The organism is Porphyromonas endodontalis, from assembly GCF_052173515.1.
In the GTDB taxonomy this organism is placed as follows: Bacteria; Bacteroidota; Bacteroidia; order Bacteroidales; family Porphyromonadaceae; genus Porphyromonas; species Porphyromonas endodontalis_A.
This window is the reverse complement of the sequence record NZ_JBQMYL010000004.1, coordinates 93,762-114,588: the sequence shown is the minus strand read 5'-3', so window position 1 is coordinate 114,588 and position 20,827 is coordinate 93,762. Positions and strand designations below refer to the sequence as shown.

Here is a 20,827-nt window from a genome sequence, read left to right as displayed (position 1 = left end):
TTGGTATTATTTTTTCTCTGGGGGAGGGGCTATTTAACGCCTTTTGGAGAAATTTGTTTTCGAGGACTTGTTTTTGGATGAGCGCGTATGAGAGCTGTGCTGTTCCGAGCTTTGTCGCGGATTCTTCTTTTTAGAAGATTCGGGTTGACGAGCAACATACTGACCAAAGAGTGCTTCTATAAGGTCGGGTCTATGCAGGGATTGCAATGCTTGTATAAGTTCGCGTCGCTCCTCGGGTTTGTACCAAAAGAAGTACCGTCTTTGCTTCCTTTTCTCCTCGGGAGAGATGGCGCAGTAGAGTTTTTCTAGTGTATAAGGATGGTATCCCGTGTAATAAATCTCAGTGGCAAGGGTCATAGGAGTGGGAGTGAAGTCCTGTACTTGCTCAAGATGGAAGTTAAGCCGCTTGGTCAGCACGGCTAATTCTGCCATATCCACTTCGTGAGAATTGGGGTGTGAGGATATGAAGTAGGGAATCAGTTGCTGCTTGAGTCCGTACTTTTTGTTTACCTCGTCAAAAATGCGAGTAAAGCGCTCAAATAGAGAAAACGGAGGCTTTCGCATGATTTTCAGCACGTTGGGAGAGGTGTGTTCCGGAGCTACTTTTAGTCGGCCCGAGGTGTGATGGGCTATAAGCGACTCGGTGTATCGCTTGGCTTCGCGTTGGTATTCGGGATTTTTGTACTCTTCGAGCAATAGGTCGTAACGCACCCCACTACCGATAAAGCTCTTCTTGATTCCAGGGATTTTGTCTACCTTGTCCAGTAGATCATTTAAGGGCTTGTGGTTGGCGTTGAGATTGGGGCATATGGCAGGGAAGATGCAGGAAGGGCGTACACAACGGGCGCACAACTCCCGATTGACTCCCTCCATTCTATACATATTGGCGGAGGGACCTCCTACGTCACTTAGGTAGCCTTTGAAGTCGTCCATCTCCGTAATCTCTTCTACCTCTTTGAGTACAGAGGCTTCGCTTCGGGAGGCTACGAACTTGCCTTGATGGGCAGAGATGGTACAGAAGGCACACCCTCCGAAGCAACCTCTGTGCAGATTCACTGAGTGCTTAATCATCTCATAGGCTGTGATGGTCTTGCCCTTGTAGCGAGGGTGGGGGAGGCGAGTGTAGGGGAGATCGAAGGAGGCATCAATTTGTCCGGTAGTCATAGGGGGGAAGGGCGGATTCACAACAATAACCCGATCGCCGCAGGGTTGTACGATGCGACTGGCATGGAATTTATTGCTCTCTTCCTCTATATGCTTGAAGTTCATTGCCTGTTTCTTCTTGTCCTTTTGGCACTCTTCGTAGCTAAAAAGACGGAGGTCGCCCTCTTGGGGGTGGAAGTCTTGAGCGTCTACGGCGTAGGTGGTCTGGAGTACCTTGCGCAGTTCGGCAATATCAGCTCCGGCTTTGAGTTTTTCCACCACCTCGGCCAGTGGTAGCTCTCCCATCCCGTAGATGATTAGGTCTGCAGGGCTTAGGATGGACATTCCTGGCAAGAGTTTGTTTTGCCAATAGTCGTAGTGCACCAATCGCCTAAGAGAGGCTTCGATCCCTCCTAGGATAATGGGGACGTCGGGGTATATGCTTTTGAGAATGCGACTGTATACGATGGAGGGATACTCCGGACGCATGTCTATACGTTTGTCGGGTGTATAGGCATCTTCGCTCCTGAGCCTTCGGGCTGCGGTGTACTTGTTTACCATGGAGTCCATAGCTCCCGGAGAAACTCCGAAGAAGAGCCGAGGTTTGCCCAGCTTGCGGAAGTCCCTCAGGTCGTCTCGCCAGTTGGGTTGGGGTACGATGGCAACACGTAGCCCATGGCTCTCAAGGAAACGCCCGACCACGGCCGCCCCAAAGGAGGGATGGTCCACATAGGCATCGCCGCTGAATAAAATAACGTCCGCCTCGTCCCAGCCACGAGCGTCCATTTCTTTTTTAGAGGTGGGGAGGAAGTCCGTTAGGCTATATTGCCTTGCCATACGAAGCTATCAGGGTAGATTGATTGCAGATGATCTATGGCAATGGGGGTATGGAAGAAGCCATAAATAGCCGATCCGGAGCCGGTCATTGCTGTGTAGAATGCTCCGGCTTTGTGTAAGGATTCTTTGATTTTTGGGAGAATGGGATAGCGACCGAAGAGTGATGCCTCAAAATCGTTGATAAAGAGATCTTGCCACTGATCAAGGGGCTTTTGGAGTAAGGATGGGAGAGATCCCTCAGCCTCAGGGTGGCAGATAATTTGGGCATAGGCCTCTTTGGTTGAGATCGAAAGGCTAGGTTTGATGAGTACCACACTTGCTTGTCGCAGTTCGTGGGGTATCTCAATGGGAGTTAGCACCTCCCCGATACCCGTACCCAGCATAGGTTTATTATAGATGAAGAAGGGGCAGTCGGCTCCTATTCGCGCCATTTTTTTTGCCATTCCTTCTTCCGATAGATTTAGAGAGAACCGCTGATTAAGCATCTTAAGGGCAAAAGCAGCATCCGCGGAACCCCCACCAAGTCCTGCCCCAAAGGGGATTTTTTTGAGCAGTTCGACCTCCAGAGGGGGGATAGCGATCTCCTCTCGTATCATTTGTATTGTACGAATTACCGTATTACTCTCTACGGCGCCGTCGATGGTGATACCACTTTGCCGCCAAGTATCCTCTTGCGCTGCCTTTTGAGGTACTATCTCTAGGGCATCGGTTAGGGTGATGGGTAAAAATATCGTCTCTAGTAAATGGTAGCCATCGGTACGTTTTCCTAGAATACGAAGACCTAAATTGAGTTTGGCATTGGGGAAAGTGATCATCTCGGATAGTTACAAAAGGGAGTATCGCAGGGGGTGTGAGGATTGACCAACTCCCCTGCGATACTCCTTATAAATGGGTTAATATATTGCTTATAAGCACTCTAGAAGCAGACTTTACCACACTTATTGCAGTGGCGTATCTCTTGGTTATTAAAGCGAGAGGATATAACGTCTACGATAGAGGCACGAAGGGGCTCAAGCTCAATGAGTCTGACCACATCGTCGGTAAAAGCGATGCTAAGAAGCGTACGAGCTTCGTCTTTGGAGATACCACGTTGCTGCATGTAGAAGAGGGCCTCCTCGTCGAGTTGCCCTGTAGTCATACCATGGCTACACTTTACATCGTCCGCATAAATCTCAAGCTGAGGCTTGGAGTATATGCGAGCATTGGGTGAGAGTAGCAAATTGCGGTTGCTCTGCTGAGCATCGGTCTTTTGAGCTTGTGCTGATACAAAGACACGTCCGGCGAAGGCACCAACTGCCTCATCATCCATTATGTACTTGAATAACTCGTTGGTTTTGCATTCGGGGAATATGTGGCTTATGTAGGTGAAGTTGTCTACGTGCTGTGCTTGAGTGCCAATGGCTAGCCCTGCCAGGGTAAGCTCGGCATGAGGCCCCATAAAGCGAGTCCAGTATGAGTTCCTTGTAATGCCATTGTTGAGTGTTAGTCCGTTGATCAGTACTTTGCTTGATTCGTATTGGCGCAAACAGAGGGTAGAGAGGTGGCGCATCCGGCTGCTAGACTCCTCTACGTCGTAGAGTTTGAGCTGAGCGTTCTCTGCAACATGCACCTCTATCACTTGATCTACTAGGAAATCATGCTTGTCTAAGGTGTGGTTGCAGACCAGCACTTCGATTGCTGATTCTTCTTCAAGTACGATAAGAACTCTACGGAAGAGGAGCATGGGCACGTCTGCACGCACCAATTGGATAAGTCGCAGAGGCTCAGTTATCTTCACCCCCTTGGGTACAAATAGCAAAACGGCATCTTGAGCAAACATGGTATTGAGGGCGACAATGCCATCAATATCCGTCTCTGCATATTTGCCATATATCTTAGCAAACTGAGACTCTCGCTCCGGATGCTCCGTGAGGAAAGCTCTAAGGCTCCCGATATATACACCGGTAGGGAGTTGCTCCAAGCCTTGCGAAAGCTCTCTATCAAAGCGTTCGTTGAGGATTATCCCCTGCATATAGGGCATATCCTCTACATCGCAAGAGAATCCTTTGGTATCGTGGAGAGGGAATTGTACTCCGTTGATATTTACACCATAGTCGAGACTGAATAGGTCGTGAATGTCCGTACGAGTGTAGTTTTCGTTGCGCAGAGAGGGAAGTCCGTGTGCGCTGTAATCCTCTCTAGCCCCCTCTCGGGCATTGTTCATTAGAGGAAAGGATCCCTTTTCTATGGCTTGCCTATTCTCATCGAAGAGGTCGAGATAGGTTTTTGCAATACTTTCCATATTGAGGGTAATCAGAGAGTATGTTGTTCCTTAATCCAGTCGTAGCCACGTTTTTCTAGCTCTAGAGCAAGTTCAGAACCTCCGTCTTTTACGATGCGTCCGTTGTAGAGTACGTGTACAAATTGAGGCTTAATATAGTCGAGCAAACGTTGATAGTGGGTGATCACAATAGAGCTTGTTTCCGGAGTATGCAGCTTGTTTACCCCCTCTGCAACAATGCGCAGAGCGTCGATATCGAGACCACTATCCGTCTCGTCTAGGATGGAGAGACGGGGCTCTAGCATGGCCATCTGGAATATTTCGTTCCGCTTTTTCTCCCCTCCCGAGAATCCTTCGTTTACCGAACGATTAGAAAGTTTGCTCTCTAATTGCACGAATTCTCGTTTCTCCTTCATCAGTTTGAGGAATTCTGCAGCAGGCATAGGGGGAAGCCCTTGTGACTTGCGCTTCTCGTTGATAGCCGCTTTCATGAAGTTGGCCATACTTACGCCCGGTATCTCCACAGGGTATTGGAAACTTAGGAATAGCCCACGGTGAGAACGCTCTTCCGGGCTCAAAGGCAGAATGTTTTCACCTCGGAATGTAACCTCCCCCTCGGTAACCTCAAAAGCGGGATTCCCTACAAGTACGGAAGAGAGTGTACTCTTTCCGCTCCCGTTGGGGCCCATGATAGCATGTATTTCGCCCTCGTTAATCGAGAGGTTAATACCCTTTAGTATCTCCTTGCCGTTGATAGAGGCGTGGAGGTTTTTTATCTCTAATAGCTTCTTGCTCATCTTCTAAAAGTCTTAGTTATTGCTAGATCTTACTTCTTTTGCACTTAACCTACCGATCCCTCTAGGGTTACACTCAGTAGTTTTTGTGCCTCTACGGCAAACTCCATGGGGAGCTTATTCATTACCTCCCGGGCATAGCCGTTTACAATTAAGCCTACTGCTTCTTCGGTGGTAATACCTCGCTGCTGGCAGTAGAAAAGCTGATCTTCGTTTATTTTGGAGGTCGTAGCCTCGTGTTCTATGATTGCCGTATCGTTGAGTACCTCGGCATAGGGGAATGTGTGTGCGCCACAATGGTCGCTTAATAAAAGGCTATCGCATTGCGAGTGGTTGCGACTTCCCTCCGCGCTTGCAGATATCTTCACCAGCCCTCTATAGCTGTTGTGGCTAGAGCCTGCCGAGATACCTTTAGAAACAATGGTGCTGCGTGTATTTTTCCCTATGTGGATCATCTTTGTTCCCGTATCGGCTTGCTGGTAGTTGTTGGTTACGGCTACCGAATAAAACTCGCCTACAGAGTTATCTCCCACAAGGAGACAACTTGGATACTTCCAGGTAATGGCAGAGCCTGTCTCTACTTGGGTCCAAGAGATTTTTGAGTTGTTACCACGGCAAAGCCCTCGCTTGGTTACGAAGTTGTATATACCGCCTTTGCCATTCTTGTCGCCCGGATACCAATTTTGTACGGTGGAGTATTTGACCTCGGCATTCTCCTCTGCAATGATCTCTACGATGGCAGCGTGTAATTGATTCTCGTCACGCATGGGAGCTGTACACCCCTCTAGGTAACTCACGTAGGCATTGTCGTCTGCCACAATGAGAGTTCTCTCGAATTGCCCCGTATTGCGAGCGTTGATGCGGAAGTAGGTGGAGAGCTCCATAGGGCATCGTACACCCTTGGGGATATAAGCAAACGAACCGTCACTGAAGACAGCCGAGTTGAGTGCTGCAAAGTAGTTATCCCTATAACTCACCACTTTGCCAAGATATTTCTTTACTAGCTCGGGATGCTCTTTTACTGCTTCGCTGAAAGAGCAAAAAACAATGCCTAGAGCAGAGAGTTTATCCCTGAATGTGGTTTTTACCGAGACGCTATCCATTACAGCATCTACGGCAGTATTCCCTGCTAATATCTGTCGCTCGTGCAGGGGAATCCCCAGCTTATCGAACGTCTCCATCAGCTCCGGATCAATCTCCCCGGGCGTACCATTAGAGACTTTTTGCTTGGGAGCTGCATAGTAGATTATGTCTTGATAGTCAATGGGAGGGATGTGGAGATGTGCCCACTTGGGTTGCTTTAGCGTGAGCCAATGCTGGTAAGCTTTGAGACGGAAGTCGAGAAGCCACTCGGGCTCTTCCTTTTTCTTTGAAATCAAACGTACTACCTCTTCGCTGAGCCCACGTTCGATGGTCTCAGTAGAGATCTTCGTTTCGAATCCATATTTATAGTCTCCCTGCGTTACCTCTTGTAGTATGTCTTCTTTAGGCTCTCCTTGAGAAGAGGGTTGAGGGTGAGTGCTATCTTTCATTTATTTTCTTCTTTCTCTTTAGAAGTCTGTTCTATCAATTCATTCTCTTTATCCAACAGCCGAGGAGCCAAAATAGTTGGCACAAAGTTCTTTACGGGGTAGTATAGTGCAGACTCTTTGCGAATATCTTTTTCTTCCTTGGGGGCTTCTCTTTGTCCTTTGGGTCGAGTAGTAGACTCAAGGGTACTGCTCAACTTTTTGGTAAGGGTGGCAGCCGGAATAAATACAGAGTCTACAAAAACAAATATATAGCCAAGGATGGCAAGAGACATAAGCCCTCCCACCAAGGCTCCTAGCAGCCTGTTGAATATCCCTAGGGGAGTAGCATTGAGGATTTTTGTTATAATCTTACTCGCTAGATATACAGCTCCCAAGATAAGCAGGAAGGATAGGGCAATAGCTACTGAGTTCGCTATCTTATCACTTAGCTTGAGCAAAAAAGAGAGTGCGCCGCCTAGCCAATCCGCTACCACTCCAGAAACTGCAATCCCTAGCAGAATAGCTACAAAGAAAGCAGCCTGATGTATGAGCCCTTTGGAGAATCCCTTGAAGAGAGATAGCCCAACGATAATGATAATAGCAATATCTAACCAGTTCATTTTTCCCTATCTATCGGCTAATTCTCAAGCTCCGACAAACAGTAAAAGAGTTGCCAAGGATACCTATTTTCGTGTGTACGCAAATAAGTACCTCAGTAACTCTTTTTATTATTCATCTGTATGGAGAATACTTTGTCAATTCCCCTCCTGATCGACAAGAGGGGAATTTTGCTATGCATTTTAGAGTGTTTTCTTTACTTCTATCTCTTCGTACGATTCGATAACATCACCCTCATGCAGGTCGTTGAAGCCCTTGATATTGAGTCCACAATCGAGCCCAAGAGCGACTTCCTTTACATCGTCTTTGAAGCGTTTGAGAGACTCAAGTTCTCCCGAGTGTATCACGATACCATCGCGGATTACACGAACCTTGTCGGTGCGTTTGATCTTTCCTTCTTTTACAAGACACCCTGCAATCGTACCCACTTTGCCTATCGTAAAGGTTTGCTGTACATCGAGTGATGCGGTAACCACCTCCTTTATTTCGGGAGATAGCATCCCCTCCATCGCGCTCTTTACGTCTGCAATTGCATCGTAAATAATGGAGTAGGTACGTATTTCTACCCCCTGTTGCTCTGCATTTTTACGAGCTATGGCACTGGGGCGTACTTGGAATCCGATGATAACGGCCTGCGATGCTTCTGCGAGTACAACATCCGACTCTGAGATTTGTCCCACACCTCTGTGGATTACATTAACCCCAATCTCTTCTGTTGATAGCTTTTCGATCTCTGCCGATAGAGCTTCCACAGATCCGTCCATATCCCCCTTAATAATAAGGTTGAGCTCTTGGAAGTTCCCGATGGCAATGCGTCGTCCAATTTCGTCCAAGGAGAGCATCTTCTGAGTTCGGAAGCCCTGTTCTCTCTGTAGTTGCGTACGGCGTGTTGCAATGTCGCGAGCCTCTTGCTCGCTCTCTAGTACATTGAAGGTATCTCCAGCCGAAGGAGCGCCATTGAACCCGAGGATGGTAGCGGGGACTGATGGCCCGGCTCCAGTTGATTTGAGGGACTGATTGCGCTCGTTGAACATGGCTTTTACACGGCCATAATACTTACCGGCGAGGATGATATCCCCCACATGCAGAGTACCATTGTGCACCAAGATGTTGGATACATAACCACGTCCCTTGTCTAGCGAAGACTCAATGATAAGCCCCTGAGCACGGCGGTTCGGATTGGCCTTTAGGTCGAGCATGTCGGCTTCGAGCAGTACTTTTTCTAGCAACTCATTGACGCCGATACCCTTTTTTGCAGAGATTTCTTGACATTGATACTTACCGCCCCAATCCTCCACGAGGTAGTTCATGGCAGCAAGTTGCTCACGAATCTTATTAGGATCTGCCCCTTGTACATCAATCTTGTTGAAAGCAAATACAATGGGGACTCCTGCTGCTGCTGCGTGGTTAATAGCCTCTTTGGTTTGAGGCATCACCTTGTCGTCTGAGGCAATGATGATGATCGCAATGTCGGTTGCTTGGGCACCACGAGCACGCATGGCCGTAAAGGCTTCGTGCCCCGGTGTATCTAGGAATGTGATACGGCGCCCGGAGGGGAGTTGTACATTGTAGGAACCAATGTGCTGAGTAATACCCCCGGCCTCACCGGCAATTACGTTTGATTTACGGATATTGTCGAGGAGAGAGGTTTTTCCATGGTCTACGTGTCCCATTACGGTTACGATAGGAGCACGGGGAACGAGGTCTTCTTCCTTATCCTCTTCTTCGTCTGCTTGGATGGCTTCTACCACTTCGGCACTTACAAACTCAGTCTCGAAGCCAAACTCTTCTGCCACGAGTTTGATCGTTTCGGCATCAAGACGCATATTGATAGATACCATCATATCAATACTCATACAAGTGGCGATTACCTCATTTACGGGCACGTCCATCATGTTTGCCAAGTCGCTTACTGTTACAAACTCGGTAAGTTTGAGGATGCGGCTTTCTCTTTCTCCGGCTTCGATAGCCTCTTCGGCAGCTTGACGAGCTGCGTCGCGACGATCTTTGCGGATGCGTGCTTTCTTTTCAAAAGAAGTCTTTTTGCCTTGTAGACGAGCAAGTGTTTCCTTTACCTGCTTCTGTACATCTTCTTCGGTAATTTCTTGCTTAGGAGCTACCGGTTTGTTGTTCTCCTTCTTGTTGCGTCTCCGCTGATTATTTGGGGTAGAACCTTGGGGAGCAGCTCCATTTTTATTGCCACCGGAATTGCGACGGATATTGGGATTTACCGGATCAATGCCCTTGGCTGCTTCACTTTTTACGTCAACAGCTTGTGAGCCGATACGTTTTCTCCGTCCTCTATTGCGTTCTCCCTTATCTGTTTTCTTAGGAGGATTGATGGTGTTTAGGTCGATTTTTCCGACAACAGTTACACCCAATTCTTTGCGTTCCGAAGGACGATAGATTTCAGAATTGGTGTGGTTTTCTTCTCCTTTAGGAGCCGCGGGTGCTACCTCTTGGACTGGAGTCTCTACCTTGGGTGTGACAGGTTCCTCACTTTGGGGAGCTGCCGGAGCCGTTGTTTCTTTCTTTACTTCTTTCTCCTCTTTGTGTTGTTTAGAAGAAGTCTTTTCTTCTTTTGAGGAGGGATCGGGAGTGGAGACTTTTTTCGTTTCTTCTTTGGGAGTGGCCTTAGGAGCAGCATTTTTTGGAGATGCTTTCTCCTTGACTTCTACCTCTTTTTCCTTACTCGTTTTTGTAGGAGAAGCGGTCGTCTTAGTCTCTTTAGCCTTGACAGGTGCTGTGGGGATATCTGAAGTCTCGGAAGTAGATGGGGTAGAGGAGTCCACAACAAGCTCTATAGGCTTATCATTCATAACGGCCTTGCCACTTTTGTCGAGGTGACCCAATATTTTGAGTGTGGGTGTTTGCTCCGTCACATTGGAGGGAGAGTAGGGTTCGGAGATCTCTTCTTTTAGAGTCTTTTCTGACTCTTGAGATGGTGCGGCCTTGCTTGGTTTACTCTCCTTCTTTTTCTCCGCAGCGAATAGGGCGAGTAGCTTCTCGCCTTCTTCTTTCCCTATCTTGGGACGAAACTCATCAATAATGAGTTGCGCCGTTTTCTTATCAATACGTGTGTTGGGGGTTGCACCCTGTGCAATACCATGCTCCTCAAGAAAAGGTCTGAGAGACCCTAACCCGATATTGAGTTCTTTTTGTACTTCCGAAAGTTTTATCTCCATTCTTATTTCTCCTCTATCCTCTATATATAACCTACTAGTTGATCTCGCTTATTGATGTTTCCTACCTTTTGTCTCTTATGCCTCAGGGCTTTCTGAGGGGAGGGGTTCGCTGTCTTCTGAAGCTGATTCCTCTTCGATTTCTACTTCTTCAGTAGCTTCGGGGGCTGTAAAGCCGATGCGCTCAAGTTCCTCGGGGTCAAACTCAGAGGATAGAACTTCTAATACATGATCTACGGTGCTCTCTTCGAGGTCGGCTTTTGAGATTAGCTCTGCACGAGGGATGCGTAGCACGCTCAAGGCCGTATTGCACCCGATGTTTTTGAGAACTTCGAGTACCCAATCTTCGATTTCGTCGTTGAACTCGTTGAGGAAAATATCCTCTTCGTCGTTCTCCTCGATGTCTCGGAATACCTCAATTTTGTACCCTGTTAGGGCCGATGCTAACTTAATATTAGAGGCATTCTTACCGATAGCCATGGGGACTTCTTCGGGGCTGAGGTAGACTTCTGCCTTCAGCTCTTCGGGCAAGATCTCAATAGATGATACCTTTGCGGGGCTTAAAGCTCGTTGTACAAAGAGGCTTGAGTTGGTGGTATAAGACATTACGTCAATGTTTTCACCCTTTAGCTCACGCACGATACCACGGATACGGCTTCCGTTCATACCCACGCAAGCACCTACGGGGTCAATACGATCGTCGTAAGACTCGACAGCCATCTTGGCACGCTCACCCGGGATACGAGCCACTCGCTTAATCGTGATAAGCCCATCGCCAATCTCCGGTACATTGAGTTCGAAGAGCCGCTTTAGAAACTCTTGGCTGGTGCGCGACACATAGATTTTGATGTTGTTGTTTTCATAATCTACGTGGTCGATTACAGCATGTACGCTCTCCCCCTTTCGGAAGTAGTCTCCCGGGATTTGCTCTGATTTGGGGAGGAGCAATTCATTACCCTCGTCATCTACAAGTAGAGCCTCGCGCTTCCACACTTGATAGACCTCGGCAGAGACCATCTGGCCAACTCGCTCTTGGAACTTTTTGTATAGGTTCTCTTTTTGTAGCTCTAGCACCTTGCCTTGTAGGGCTTGGCGGAGGTTGAGGATGGCACGACGACCAAAGGAAGCAAAATTGATGGAGTCTGTAACCTCGCTGCCGATCTCGGCATCAGGGTCCAAGGGTAAAGCATCGCTCAGACTAATCTCCAAATTGGGATTTTGTACGCTCCCATCGGCAACGACCATGCGATTACGCCAGATTTCCAAATCCCCCATCTCAGGACTTACGATAATCGTAAAGTTTTCGTCTGTCCCAAACATCTTAGATAAAACGCTCATAAACGCGCTTTTCAGCACGTTGATAAGGGTTTCTTTGTCGATGTTTTTTAGTTCCTTAAACTCTGCCAGAGTCTCGGTCATGCTCGCATGTGCTTGTTTCTGAGCCATAGGTCTATATCTGTGATAGTTTAGTATCCGTTGTATTATTTCGTTTCTCTTCCGTGGAAGCCGTTTCTTAGTCGAAGTTGTATTTTACACTCTTGGTCTCGGAGTAGAGGATGCGGCACTCTCGCTTTTCATAACGCCTTTTGCTGTGCCTGCCATCAGGAGAAGGTATCATCTCCTCATATTGTAGTACAAAACCTTCTTGATCAGAGCTTAAGAGGATGCCATTTCGCTTCATGCCGTCCGAGAATAGTACTACAATAGGATCTCCTTGATGTTTGGCAAACTGGTGCTCATTGCGGAATGGATCCGAAAGACTTGCTGAGCCTACTTCGATGGAAAAATCCTCCTTGTCGCGGTCAAGAGCTGCCTCTATTCCTTTGCTGATGGCACTACAGCGTTCTATAGTTATGCCTGATAGACTATCAAGCACAATCACGATGTCGTTAGCCGAGCTTATGCTGAGAGAGACTACAAACTCTTCAGCAGGGTCCAGCATCTCGTTGAGCTTTTTCTGTACTATTTCTTCTGTTACACTCTTCATCTTTTGAGCCTATTCTTCGCTTGCGTCCTATCTTGATGCCGCATAAACCCTCCGTCTTTAGTCCATTCTTCTAGCGAAGGGTCTAAAGACAAAAAGGAGGGAACCGCTGTTACGCATGGTTTCCTCCACCTACGTACCGGATGTAAAACGGAGCATTACCTCATTCTACCGGTTCCTAGTGCAAAGATACAATGAAAAATTGGATTGCCCAACTTTCCTCGCTATTATTCCTGTTTTGTATTTTCCAATTGTAAGAGCAACGCTTAGATAAATGAAACCCGCCATGGGGAATCTGTATGGAGGCTGAACTCAAGAAGTTTATGTTTACGTTGAATATGAAAACCTACAACCATTTGAGCCGAGAGCAAGGATACACAATTGCTCAGCAACCTTATTCTACAACATTCATAGGGCAATACAGTACTCACGTTATGAGACTTTGGAGAAAAATCATGCTCGTATTGAGAAGCGAACCTGGTACTACATTGCTTGTTTAGGAGGTTTTCGACGAAGGATATATAGTCAATGGCAAGAATCATTCAGCCATCAACCTAAATACGCTAGGAAAGTTCGCTCTAGCCATTGTCTCTCAATACAAAGACAAACTATCTTTACGAAAGAGCTTTATTCAAAGCTGCTCTGAATATAGACTATCTCAAAAGCTTCTAAAGATTTGATGCGGGAGTCCCTGGTGTCGCACTCCCCTGTCAGCACACCGAGCCTTCTTTCTCCACGGCTGTGCTTCCAATCCTATTCATTAAGAAAGACAATAAGTAGAATTCTTATATTCATTTACTGAAGAATGGTTCGATAATAATGGAGGGCGTAAGATATTGTGTTGCTTATTTTGGTTAAATCATTGCAAATTGATGCTTTAATCAAAATATATATCTATCTTAGCCGATGAATGATAAGAAGAGGGGAGAGATAAACATCCTTACCCTGTCTTTTCGGTTCTGTTGCTACTGGCGATAGCTTCCCGCAAGATATAAGACTCCATAATAACACCAAAGAATTATTGATCAGATGAAAGCAAGAACGCTGTTGAAACTTCTCGCACACACTCTCCTCCTTTCACTATCCGTCTGTGGAGTAGCTTTGGCTCAAGATCCAGACTCAGAGTGGAAGCCTCTCAAGGGCTTTGACTACACTGCTCAGACTATTGACGGGCAACGTATTAACATTGATTCACTTGTGAGGGCTGGTAAGAAAGTCGTCTTAGACTTTTCTGGTACATTTTGCAGGCCTTGCTGGGCCATACATAAACGAGGTACTGCAGAACGCCTTTGGAAAAAGTATGGTCCTCCAGGGAGTGACGAGATGTTCTTTATTTGGATTGAGGCTACTGGTGCAAGTAAAGCTACCATTGAAGGAAAAGAAGGGGATACTCTTGGTGACTGGACAAATGGCGGCACCGTTCCCTATCCGATTGTTTCGGATGCCTACATGGCAGACGCCTTAGGAATACCCCTCTCATACGTCCCCTGCATCGTGCTGCTCTCTGCTCATGGCACCTATACTGAGGTACAAGAAATATTACAAATTAGCGAAGAGGGCGTTTACAACAAGGGTAAAGAGTGTCTTTCTGCACAAGATGCTCCCGTTGTTCGGGATCTCTATGCTCCCACCTGGGGCATGACAAATAAAACGCCTTGTGAGATACAAGCCTATGTAGGCTCTGTTACTCCAATTACGAAGTATATCTGGCAAGTCAATGGTCAAGACTATGAAACTACCTCAGAGCCTCGCTTAATCTTGAATTGGCCAACAGAAGGGGAGATAGAACTTGCACTAACTGCTGTCAATCAGCATGGAGCCAGCACCCCTCTATCCAGGCAAATTAAGGTGCGATTGGGCGAAGAGAAGACTCCCTTGCCCATCAGAGAATCCTTTGAAAAAGAGGGCTTGATAGACTGGAGCCGTGCAGATGTAGACGGAGACCTTATCGGATGGACCTCCCTCTCTCAGGAGCTCTCGCGTCTCCAGGTACCTGAAGATCAACTCTCTGCAAAGACCATGGCACACTCTGGCGAAGATTGTATGATCTCTTGGTCTTTCTATCCGACAGAGTTTAAGAGCTATACAAACCTAGTCGGCTATAGAGTCTCAAGCAAGAACTGGCTCCTCCCTCCTCCTATAAGCGTACCAGAGGGCGAGGAGATAGAGACGCTTCTCACCCTGTATGCTCGCTCCTTTAGCAAACAATTCCAGCGACAGGACACCCTCTCTATATATTACGTGCCGGCACCGGTTAATCCGCTCTCTTGGACAGAAGGGTTGGTTAAACTACAAACAACTCCTGTATCTTACAATTGGAAAAAGGTTGAGTGCGACTTATCTCCTTTCCGAGGACAAAACATCCAGCTCATACTAGCGCACGAGACCTATGGAGCCACAGGACTACTGATTGACGATTTCTCTATTGAGACAACGATCCATCAAAGCACCTCCTCCCTATCTTCCAACCAAGGAGAACTCACGATCATCAATGGCATACTTTATCTAGACCTAGACACCTCCTCTGATATTGAGTGGTATCTATACCACATCACAGGAGAACTACAAGGCCGGGGTGTACTGAGCAACGGATCGCGCAAACTAACGTCATCCCCCCTCCCTAAAGGTCTATACATCCTCTCAACCAAAGGACCTAAAGGTCGCTACTCCTATAAGATCCAAATATCCTAAGACTACTTTACTAACAAACTCAATAGACTAAGAATTATGATGCAAAGAACTACTTCTTTACTTCTGACCTTTATCCTCCTCTGCTTTGGGGGTGGATGTACTTTGTATGGTCAGAACAAGATTACTTTGACTACCAAGAAAACCGTTGGAGAGCAGATTAAACTGCAGATCAAGTCTGTACCGGGTGCCTCTCTATCCTATGAGGGGCTGGAGGAAGATGCCAGCGGCAACTACACTGTGGGTTCCAGTACCTTCTCTATCGTGGGTGATGTGGAGGAATTACGCTTTACCAATTGTGGCATCACGGCTGCCTCCTTCTCTCCTCAGCACAGTACCTTGAAAGCGGTATGGGGCAACTTCAATCAAATGGTGGGCTCTATTGATCTCTCTGGGGCTCCCAAACTAGAGACTTTTGTTGTCACGAAGAATCTCCTTTCGCACATCAATCTAGCCAACTGTCCCAAGCTTTCGCTCATCTACGCTGATAGGAACTCTCTTGAGACAATAAATATTGAGGGGTGTGATGCTCTCACTTTCCTCTCTGTCTCAACTAACTGTTTAGGGTCGCTACTGTTTCCCTCGGGAGCAAGCGGTCTAAAGGAGATAAGGTGTGAAAACAACCAAATCTATGGAGAGGCGATGAGAGCGGCTCTTCGCTCACTACCCGACCTCAGTGCATCCTCGGAGTGGGCGAGCATATTATTGGTCAATCAGAGGAACAAGGACGAAAAGAATTGGGCATGGCATTCCGACATAGTCCTAGCCAAGGAGCAACGAGGCTACCTTTGCAATGGCATTAGTGAGGAAGGCGAAATTGGGGATTATGAGGGCATAGAAGACCCACAGGTAATCACCCAGCAGGTCTCTATGACTATCGGAAGCGACATCGTAGGACAATCTAAATTTATAACCATCAAGGGGGTTGGTGAGATAACTATTGATGGTGTAGAGGAGGCTTATGACCCCAATCGAAATAGCTACACCTTTAAACAACAAGAGATAACCATACGTGGCGAGGTCACTGACCTTACCTGCTCCATACTTGGGCTTACAAAACTCGACGTCTCTCAAGCTACCTCTCTTGCCAGACTAGACTGCAGCTCTAATGCACTTACGGAGCTTGACCTCTCCAATAATACCAAACTCGAGAAGCTCATCTGTCTCAACAACAAGATCGTTCAGCTAAGCCTAGACAACCATGCCGAGTTGACAGAATTCAATAGCTCTAACAACGAACTGACTCAACTCAGCATCAAAAATAGTCCCAAGCTCAGCAGATGTGATATATACCTCAACAACCTATCTACGGAGGCATTAAATACTTTCGTTGATGGGCTGAGAAGTTGTGAAGAAGATAGCCACGGTATATTGGTTGTCATTGATACAAAGAATAATAAGATTCGCGAGCGCAATAAGCTCACCAATGAGATCATTACCTCTGCTCGAGGCAAAAACTGGGATGTGTATGACTGGGCAGCCGGCAATGCCATTCAGATAACTGATGTCGCTATCTCCGATGCTCTCATTACTCTAGAGACCGGACTAGCCATAGGAAACAAGATTGCTTTAGAGATCAGCGGATCAGATAATGTAGCTATAACAGGTGTTGCCGAACCTTTTGAAGCTTACTACAAGGAGTATACGCTGACCGATACCAAGCTCACGATACAAGGTGATGTCAAAGTCCTAGTATGCAGTGGGCAGAAGATCCAAAAAATTGACGTTTCTCAATGCCCAGTTCTAGAGGATCTGCACGCTTACAAGAATGAACTCTCCAGTTTTACCATCTCTAATCACAAGAATATCAAGCGACTCCTACTGAGTGAAAACGCCCTTACCGAGGTGAACGTCTCAACCTGTGATAACCTAGAGACTATATCCCTCTGGGGTAACAAGCTACAAGGTATAGGGCTCAGCAATTGTCCTAAGATTACCTATGTAGACTGTATGCGCAACAATATCGGAGACGAAGCCTTCCAGCAATTCGTTGAGGCACTCCCCACCATTCCTGGTGCTGCTGAGGCAGGAGTCTTTATGGCCGTAGATACCCAGTGCAACCCAAGTGACAAGAATGTCCTAAATAAGAGTACTGTAGATAAGGCAATAGCCAAGCATTGGCTTGTCAAGGACTTTTGTGGTGGGAAGTTCGGAGAAGAAGGAGCTCCCTTCGAGGGTAGTGACGTCGCTGTAGACAAGATTGCAGAGTCTAACCTCGCTATCTACCCGAATCCGGCTACAGATTGGCTCTACATAACGGGAGCTGCTCCAGGTACCTCCATATCTCTATATGCACCCGATGGTCAACTCCTATACCAAGGTACTACATCTGCTATAGGTGCTGCCTCTGTAGAGTTGGTTGCACTCACTCCCGGATACTATGTTCTACAAGTAGGCTCTGATACAAAGCAGATTATCAAGCGATAGCTCGTAGGGAGGAGGTTGTCTCTCCTCTTATATTCTTTGTTTGAAAATTGAATGAAAAGGGGCTTGGTCATTGACCAAGCCCTTTTTCGCTTTATACATTCTTGACTGCAGCGGCTACTTATGGGAGAGAAAACGAAAACTACAATTAGATTGACTAAACGGAGTAGGATCTTCTCCCTTCTTGAGGATTACCGATATCTAGTGTCATAAGATACCTACAAGTGTCTAGTTGTTAGTTGCTACCTAGGAGAGAGGAGGGGAGTGTACTCTGTTTGGCGGACGATCTTATAGAGAGTCTATTGCTTTCTTTTCTTTCTCATCTAGAGAATTCTGCTGCCTATCCTATTGTATATCAGTGTTATTTATAACAGCCTTTCTCCCTTTCTTTTTGTCTTGTTTTCTCTTCTTGTGTATTATTTTACTCTCTCCCTTTCTATGCTTTTTCTACACTTTGTAATGCATGTTTGCCAAGTGTGTATTCCAAACTTATCAATTCCTCTTACCCAAAATGTGGTGAAAGTAGATTTTTATACCTACTTTTGTGGAGCAAAAGACAAGTGTAGATCTGCGATAAACATTTAGTATGGAGAGTAGTGTACTGGAGCATAGAGCTGTAGTTAGTGCCGTATATGCTGATAGAGTGGTAGTTACTATCACGCAATCAAGTGCGTGTAGTGGGTGCCATGCCGCCAAAGCTTGCACTGCTGCGGACCATAAGGAGCGCCCTATTACCATATATCGCCCGATGGGAGAGTATAAAATAGGGGAGCCGGTGTTACTCAAAGGTCGTTATGCTATGGGTAATACGGCTGTGGTGATCAGCTTCGTAGTGCCTCTAGTGTTGTTGCTCGTTGTTGCATTGCTTGCTGTGCATGTTTTGCACCTCAGCGATCTTTATGCAGCTCTTTGCACCTTGGGGGGAGTGGGAGTGTACTATCTTATCCTTTCATTCTTCCGCAAGTCGCTGAGCAAAAAGTTTGTCTTCTATATAGAGAAAATCCAATCTAACTAAACGATATGATACTAACTCTTACAGTTATTGTACTGGGAGCAATTGCGATTATCAGTGCATTGCTACTTTATGTTGTGTCGAAGAAGTTCGAAGTACAAGAGGATCCTCGTATTGGTGCAGTGGCAGAGGTGTTACCTCAGGCCAATTGTGGCGGTTGTGGGTATCCCGGATGTGGCGGCTTCGCATCGGCGTGCGCAGGAGCAGATTCGCTTGATGGTCTCTTTTGTCCCGTAGGAGGAGCCCCTGTGATGAGCAAGGTGGCTGAGATTTTGGGTATGGCAAGTGTAGCATCCGATCCCTTGGTTGCTGTAGTTCGTTGTAATGGTACTTGCGATGCCCGCCCTAAAGTAAATGAGTATCAGGGTGCCAGAAGTTGTAAAATAGCTTCTGTGCTCTATGCTGGTGAAACAGGGTGTTCTTTTGGTTGCCTTGGGCTAGGCGATTGTGCAGACTCTTGTGGATTCGATGCGTTGCATATGGATGCTACTACAGGGTTGCCCGTTGTGGATCAAGACAAGTGTACTTCGTGCGGAGCCTGTGTGAAGGCGTGTCCTAAGACCATTATTGAGCTGCGCAAGAAGGGACCCAAGAACCGTCGCATCTTTGTCTCTTGTGTCAATAAAGACAAGGGTGGCGTGGCCATGAAGGCTTGTAAGAATGCTTGTATTGGCTGTGGTAAGTGTGCTAAGGAGTGTCAATTTGGTGCTATTACCGTAGAAAACAACCTAGCATATATAGACCACACGAAGTGTCGTTTGTGCCGTAAGTGTGTGGCTGTATGTCCTACCCACGCCATCCATGAGGAGAATTTCCCTCCTCGCAAACCCGAAGCTCCAAAGGAAGAGGTTGCTAAGCCCGCTGCTCCTAAACCAGAGCAAGCTGCAGAAGCCCCCGCTAGTGAGGCTCCTAAGGTTGTGGCTCAGCCTACTGCCCCTCAGAGTGAAGCTCCACGAGCTAATGCGTAACACATACGTAATTTATTAGAAGGAAATACATCGATCATTTATAGATACTATGCAGAGGACTTTTCGTATCGGAGGTATCCATCCTCCCGAAAGTAAGTTGTCGGCCGGGCGTCCCATAGAGGTATTGCCCTTGCCTAAGCAGGCTGTGATTCCTTTGGGGCAGCATATTGGTGCTCCTGCACAGGCAGTAGTTGCCAAGGGTGACCTAGTAAAGGTGGGTACCCTTATAGCAAAAGCAGGAGGCTTTGTTTCTGCTAATATCCATTCTTCTGTATCTGGCAAGGTAGCAAAGATAGATGCTATCTATGATGCAAGTGGGTATAAGAAGCCGGCCATCTTTATAGATGTAATAGAAGATGAGTGGGAAGAGTCTATAGACCGCACGCCGGATATTAAGCGTGAGTGTGCTCTTTCTGCTAAAGAAATTGTAGATAAGATTGCCGAGATGGGCATCGTAGGGATGGGGGGGGCTACCTTCCCAACTCATGTGAAGCTCTCTCCTCCTCCGGGGCAAAAGGCTACTGTACTTATCATCAATGCCGTAGAGTGCGAGCCTTACCTTACGAGCGACGACGCTTTGATGCGTGAGCACGCCGAAGAAATTATGGTGGGATGTTCCATCATTATGAAGGCGATTGGGGTAACCGAAACTAAGATAGGTATCGAAGTTAATAAGCCCGAAGCTATCAGCATAATGGAGAAGGCGGCAGCCTCTTTCTCGGGTATTGAGATCGTTCCTCTCAAGAAGCGTTATCCACAAGGTGGTGAAAAGCAACTTATCGATGCTGTAATTCGTCGCCAAGTAGCAAGTGGCGCTCTACCTATCTCTACGGGTGCTGTAGTACAAAATGTAGGTACGGTATATGCTGTTTACGAGGCTGTACAGAAGAATAAACCTCTTCTTGAGCGCGTAGTAACAGTTACGGGTAAGATGCTTCAGAAGCCCTCTAACCTCCTTGTACGCATTGGTACTCCTATGATTGACCTTATCAATCATGCCGGCGGTATGCCCGAGGATACCGGTAAGGTAATTGGAGGGGGTCCTATGATGGGACGTGCTCTCGTTAATACGGAAGTGCCTGTAGCTAAGGGCTCTAGTGGTTTGCTCCTCCTCAATCGTAAGGAGTCTACTCGCCGTCCTATGCGTGATTGTATCCGTTGTGGTAAGTGTGTGAGCGTATGTCCTATGGGGCTTAACCCTGCCTTTATTATGCGTGATACCGTGGCTAAGAATTGGGATAACTGTGAGAAGATGAATGTGGCGGACTGTATCGAATGCGGTTCGTGTAGCTTCACCTGCCCGGCAGATCGTCCTCTCTTAGATCACATCCGTATCGGTAAGCAGACGGTAATGGGCATCATGCGTTCGCGTAAACAATAAGAACCTCATACAGTGATTCAAGAGT

The 20,827-nt window shown here is 47.0% G+C and carries 14 protein-coding genes and 1 pseudogene; 6 read left to right on the top strand and 9 right to left on the bottom strand.

Annotated elements, in window-relative coordinates; all coding sequences use genetic code 11:
- Nucleotides 1–33: 33 nt before the first annotated feature.
- The 9 genes from ACTTHR_RS03145 to ACTTHR_RS03105 form a co-directional block, all read right to left on the bottom strand.
- Entirely contained in the window at nucleotides 34–1,980 is a 1,947-nt protein-coding gene (locus tag ACTTHR_RS03145; protein ID WP_424776871.1) for a YgiQ family radical SAM protein, read from the bottom strand.
- Nucleotides 1,959–2,795, bottom strand: a complete 837-nt coding sequence (ispE, locus tag ACTTHR_RS03140) for a 4-(cytidine 5'-diphospho)-2-C-methyl-D-erythritol kinase (protein WP_442605155.1) — start codon at nucleotides 2,793–2,795, stop codon at nucleotides 1,959–1,961. Before ispE ends, ACTTHR_RS03145 begins: the two co-directional genes overlap by 22 nt.
- A gap of 101 nt (nucleotides 2,796–2,896) precedes the next feature.
- Entirely contained in the window at nucleotides 2,897–4,261 is a 1,365-nt protein-coding gene (gene sufD / locus ACTTHR_RS03135) for a Fe-S cluster assembly protein SufD (protein WP_442605154.1), read from the bottom strand.
- Nucleotides 4,262–4,272: 11 nt separating this feature from the next.
- On the bottom strand, nucleotides 4,273–5,037 hold the full coding sequence (sufC, locus tag ACTTHR_RS03130; protein ID WP_004334178.1) for a Fe-S cluster assembly ATPase SufC: 765 nt from the start codon (nucleotides 5,035–5,037) through the stop codon (nucleotides 4,273–4,275).
- A gap of 44 nt (nucleotides 5,038–5,081) precedes the next feature.
- Complete coding sequence (gene sufB / locus ACTTHR_RS03125) at nucleotides 5,082–6,566, bottom strand: Fe-S cluster assembly protein SufB (RefSeq protein WP_442605152.1); 1,485 nt, start codon at nucleotides 6,564–6,566, stop codon at nucleotides 5,082–5,084.
- Complete coding sequence (locus ACTTHR_RS03120) at nucleotides 6,563–7,165, bottom strand: CvpA family protein (protein WP_304285203.1); 603 nt, start codon at nucleotides 7,163–7,165, stop codon at nucleotides 6,563–6,565. The genes sufB and ACTTHR_RS03120 overlap by 4 nt, the downstream gene beginning before the upstream one ends.
- A 180-nt stretch (nucleotides 7,166–7,345) precedes the next feature.
- Complete coding sequence (gene infB / locus ACTTHR_RS03115; RefSeq protein WP_442605151.1) at nucleotides 7,346–10,348, bottom strand: translation initiation factor IF-2; 3,003 nt, start codon at nucleotides 10,346–10,348, stop codon at nucleotides 7,346–7,348.
- 75 nt (nucleotides 10,349–10,423) lie between these two features.
- Nucleotides 10,424–11,791: a transcription termination factor NusA gene (nusA, locus tag ACTTHR_RS03110; protein WP_281677124.1), complete on the bottom strand. Its 1,368-nt coding sequence runs from the start codon at nucleotides 11,789–11,791 to the stop codon at nucleotides 10,424–10,426.
- 67 nt (nucleotides 11,792–11,858) lie between these two features.
- The gene (locus tag ACTTHR_RS03105; RefSeq protein WP_304285200.1) at nucleotides 11,859–12,332 is read right to left on the bottom strand and encodes a hypothetical protein; all 474 of its coding nucleotides are present in this window, start codon (nucleotides 12,330–12,332) and stop codon (nucleotides 11,859–11,861) included.
- A gap of 530 nt (nucleotides 12,333–12,862) precedes the next feature.
- Here ACTTHR_RS03105 and ACTTHR_RS03100 point away from each other — a divergent pair.
- The 6 genes and pseudogenes from ACTTHR_RS03100 to rsxC all read left to right on the top strand — a co-directional run.
- Nucleotides 12,863–13,001 (top strand): annotated as a pseudogene (locus ACTTHR_RS03100) (ISAs1-like element ISPg6 family transposase); the annotation flags it as partial.
- 357 nt (nucleotides 13,002–13,358) lie between these two features.
- Nucleotides 13,359–15,020 (top strand): TlpA family protein disulfide reductase, encoded by a 1,662-nt coding sequence (locus ACTTHR_RS03095; RefSeq protein ID WP_442605150.1) that lies wholly within the window; start codon nucleotides 13,359–13,361, stop codon nucleotides 15,018–15,020.
- A 36-nt stretch (nucleotides 15,021–15,056) separates the two neighbouring features.
- Complete coding sequence (locus ACTTHR_RS03090) at nucleotides 15,057–17,444, top strand: T9SS type A sorting domain-containing protein (RefSeq protein WP_442605149.1); 2,388 nt, start codon at nucleotides 15,057–15,059, stop codon at nucleotides 17,442–17,444.
- 583 nt (nucleotides 17,445–18,027) lie between these two features.
- Nucleotides 18,028–18,456 (top strand): SoxR reducing system RseC family protein, encoded by a 429-nt coding sequence (locus ACTTHR_RS03085; RefSeq protein ID WP_004335415.1) that lies wholly within the window; start codon nucleotides 18,028–18,030, stop codon nucleotides 18,454–18,456.
- A 5-nt stretch (nucleotides 18,457–18,461) separates the two neighbouring features.
- Nucleotides 18,462–19,421, top strand: a complete 960-nt coding sequence (locus ACTTHR_RS03080; RefSeq protein ID WP_442605148.1) for a Fe-S cluster domain-containing protein — start codon at nucleotides 18,462–18,464, stop codon at nucleotides 19,419–19,421.
- 49 nt (nucleotides 19,422–19,470) lie between these two features.
- Nucleotides 19,471–20,802, top strand: a complete 1,332-nt coding sequence (gene rsxC, locus ACTTHR_RS03075) for an electron transport complex subunit RsxC (protein WP_315075033.1) — start codon at nucleotides 19,471–19,473, stop codon at nucleotides 20,800–20,802.
- Nucleotides 20,803–20,827: the final 25 nt, after the last annotated feature.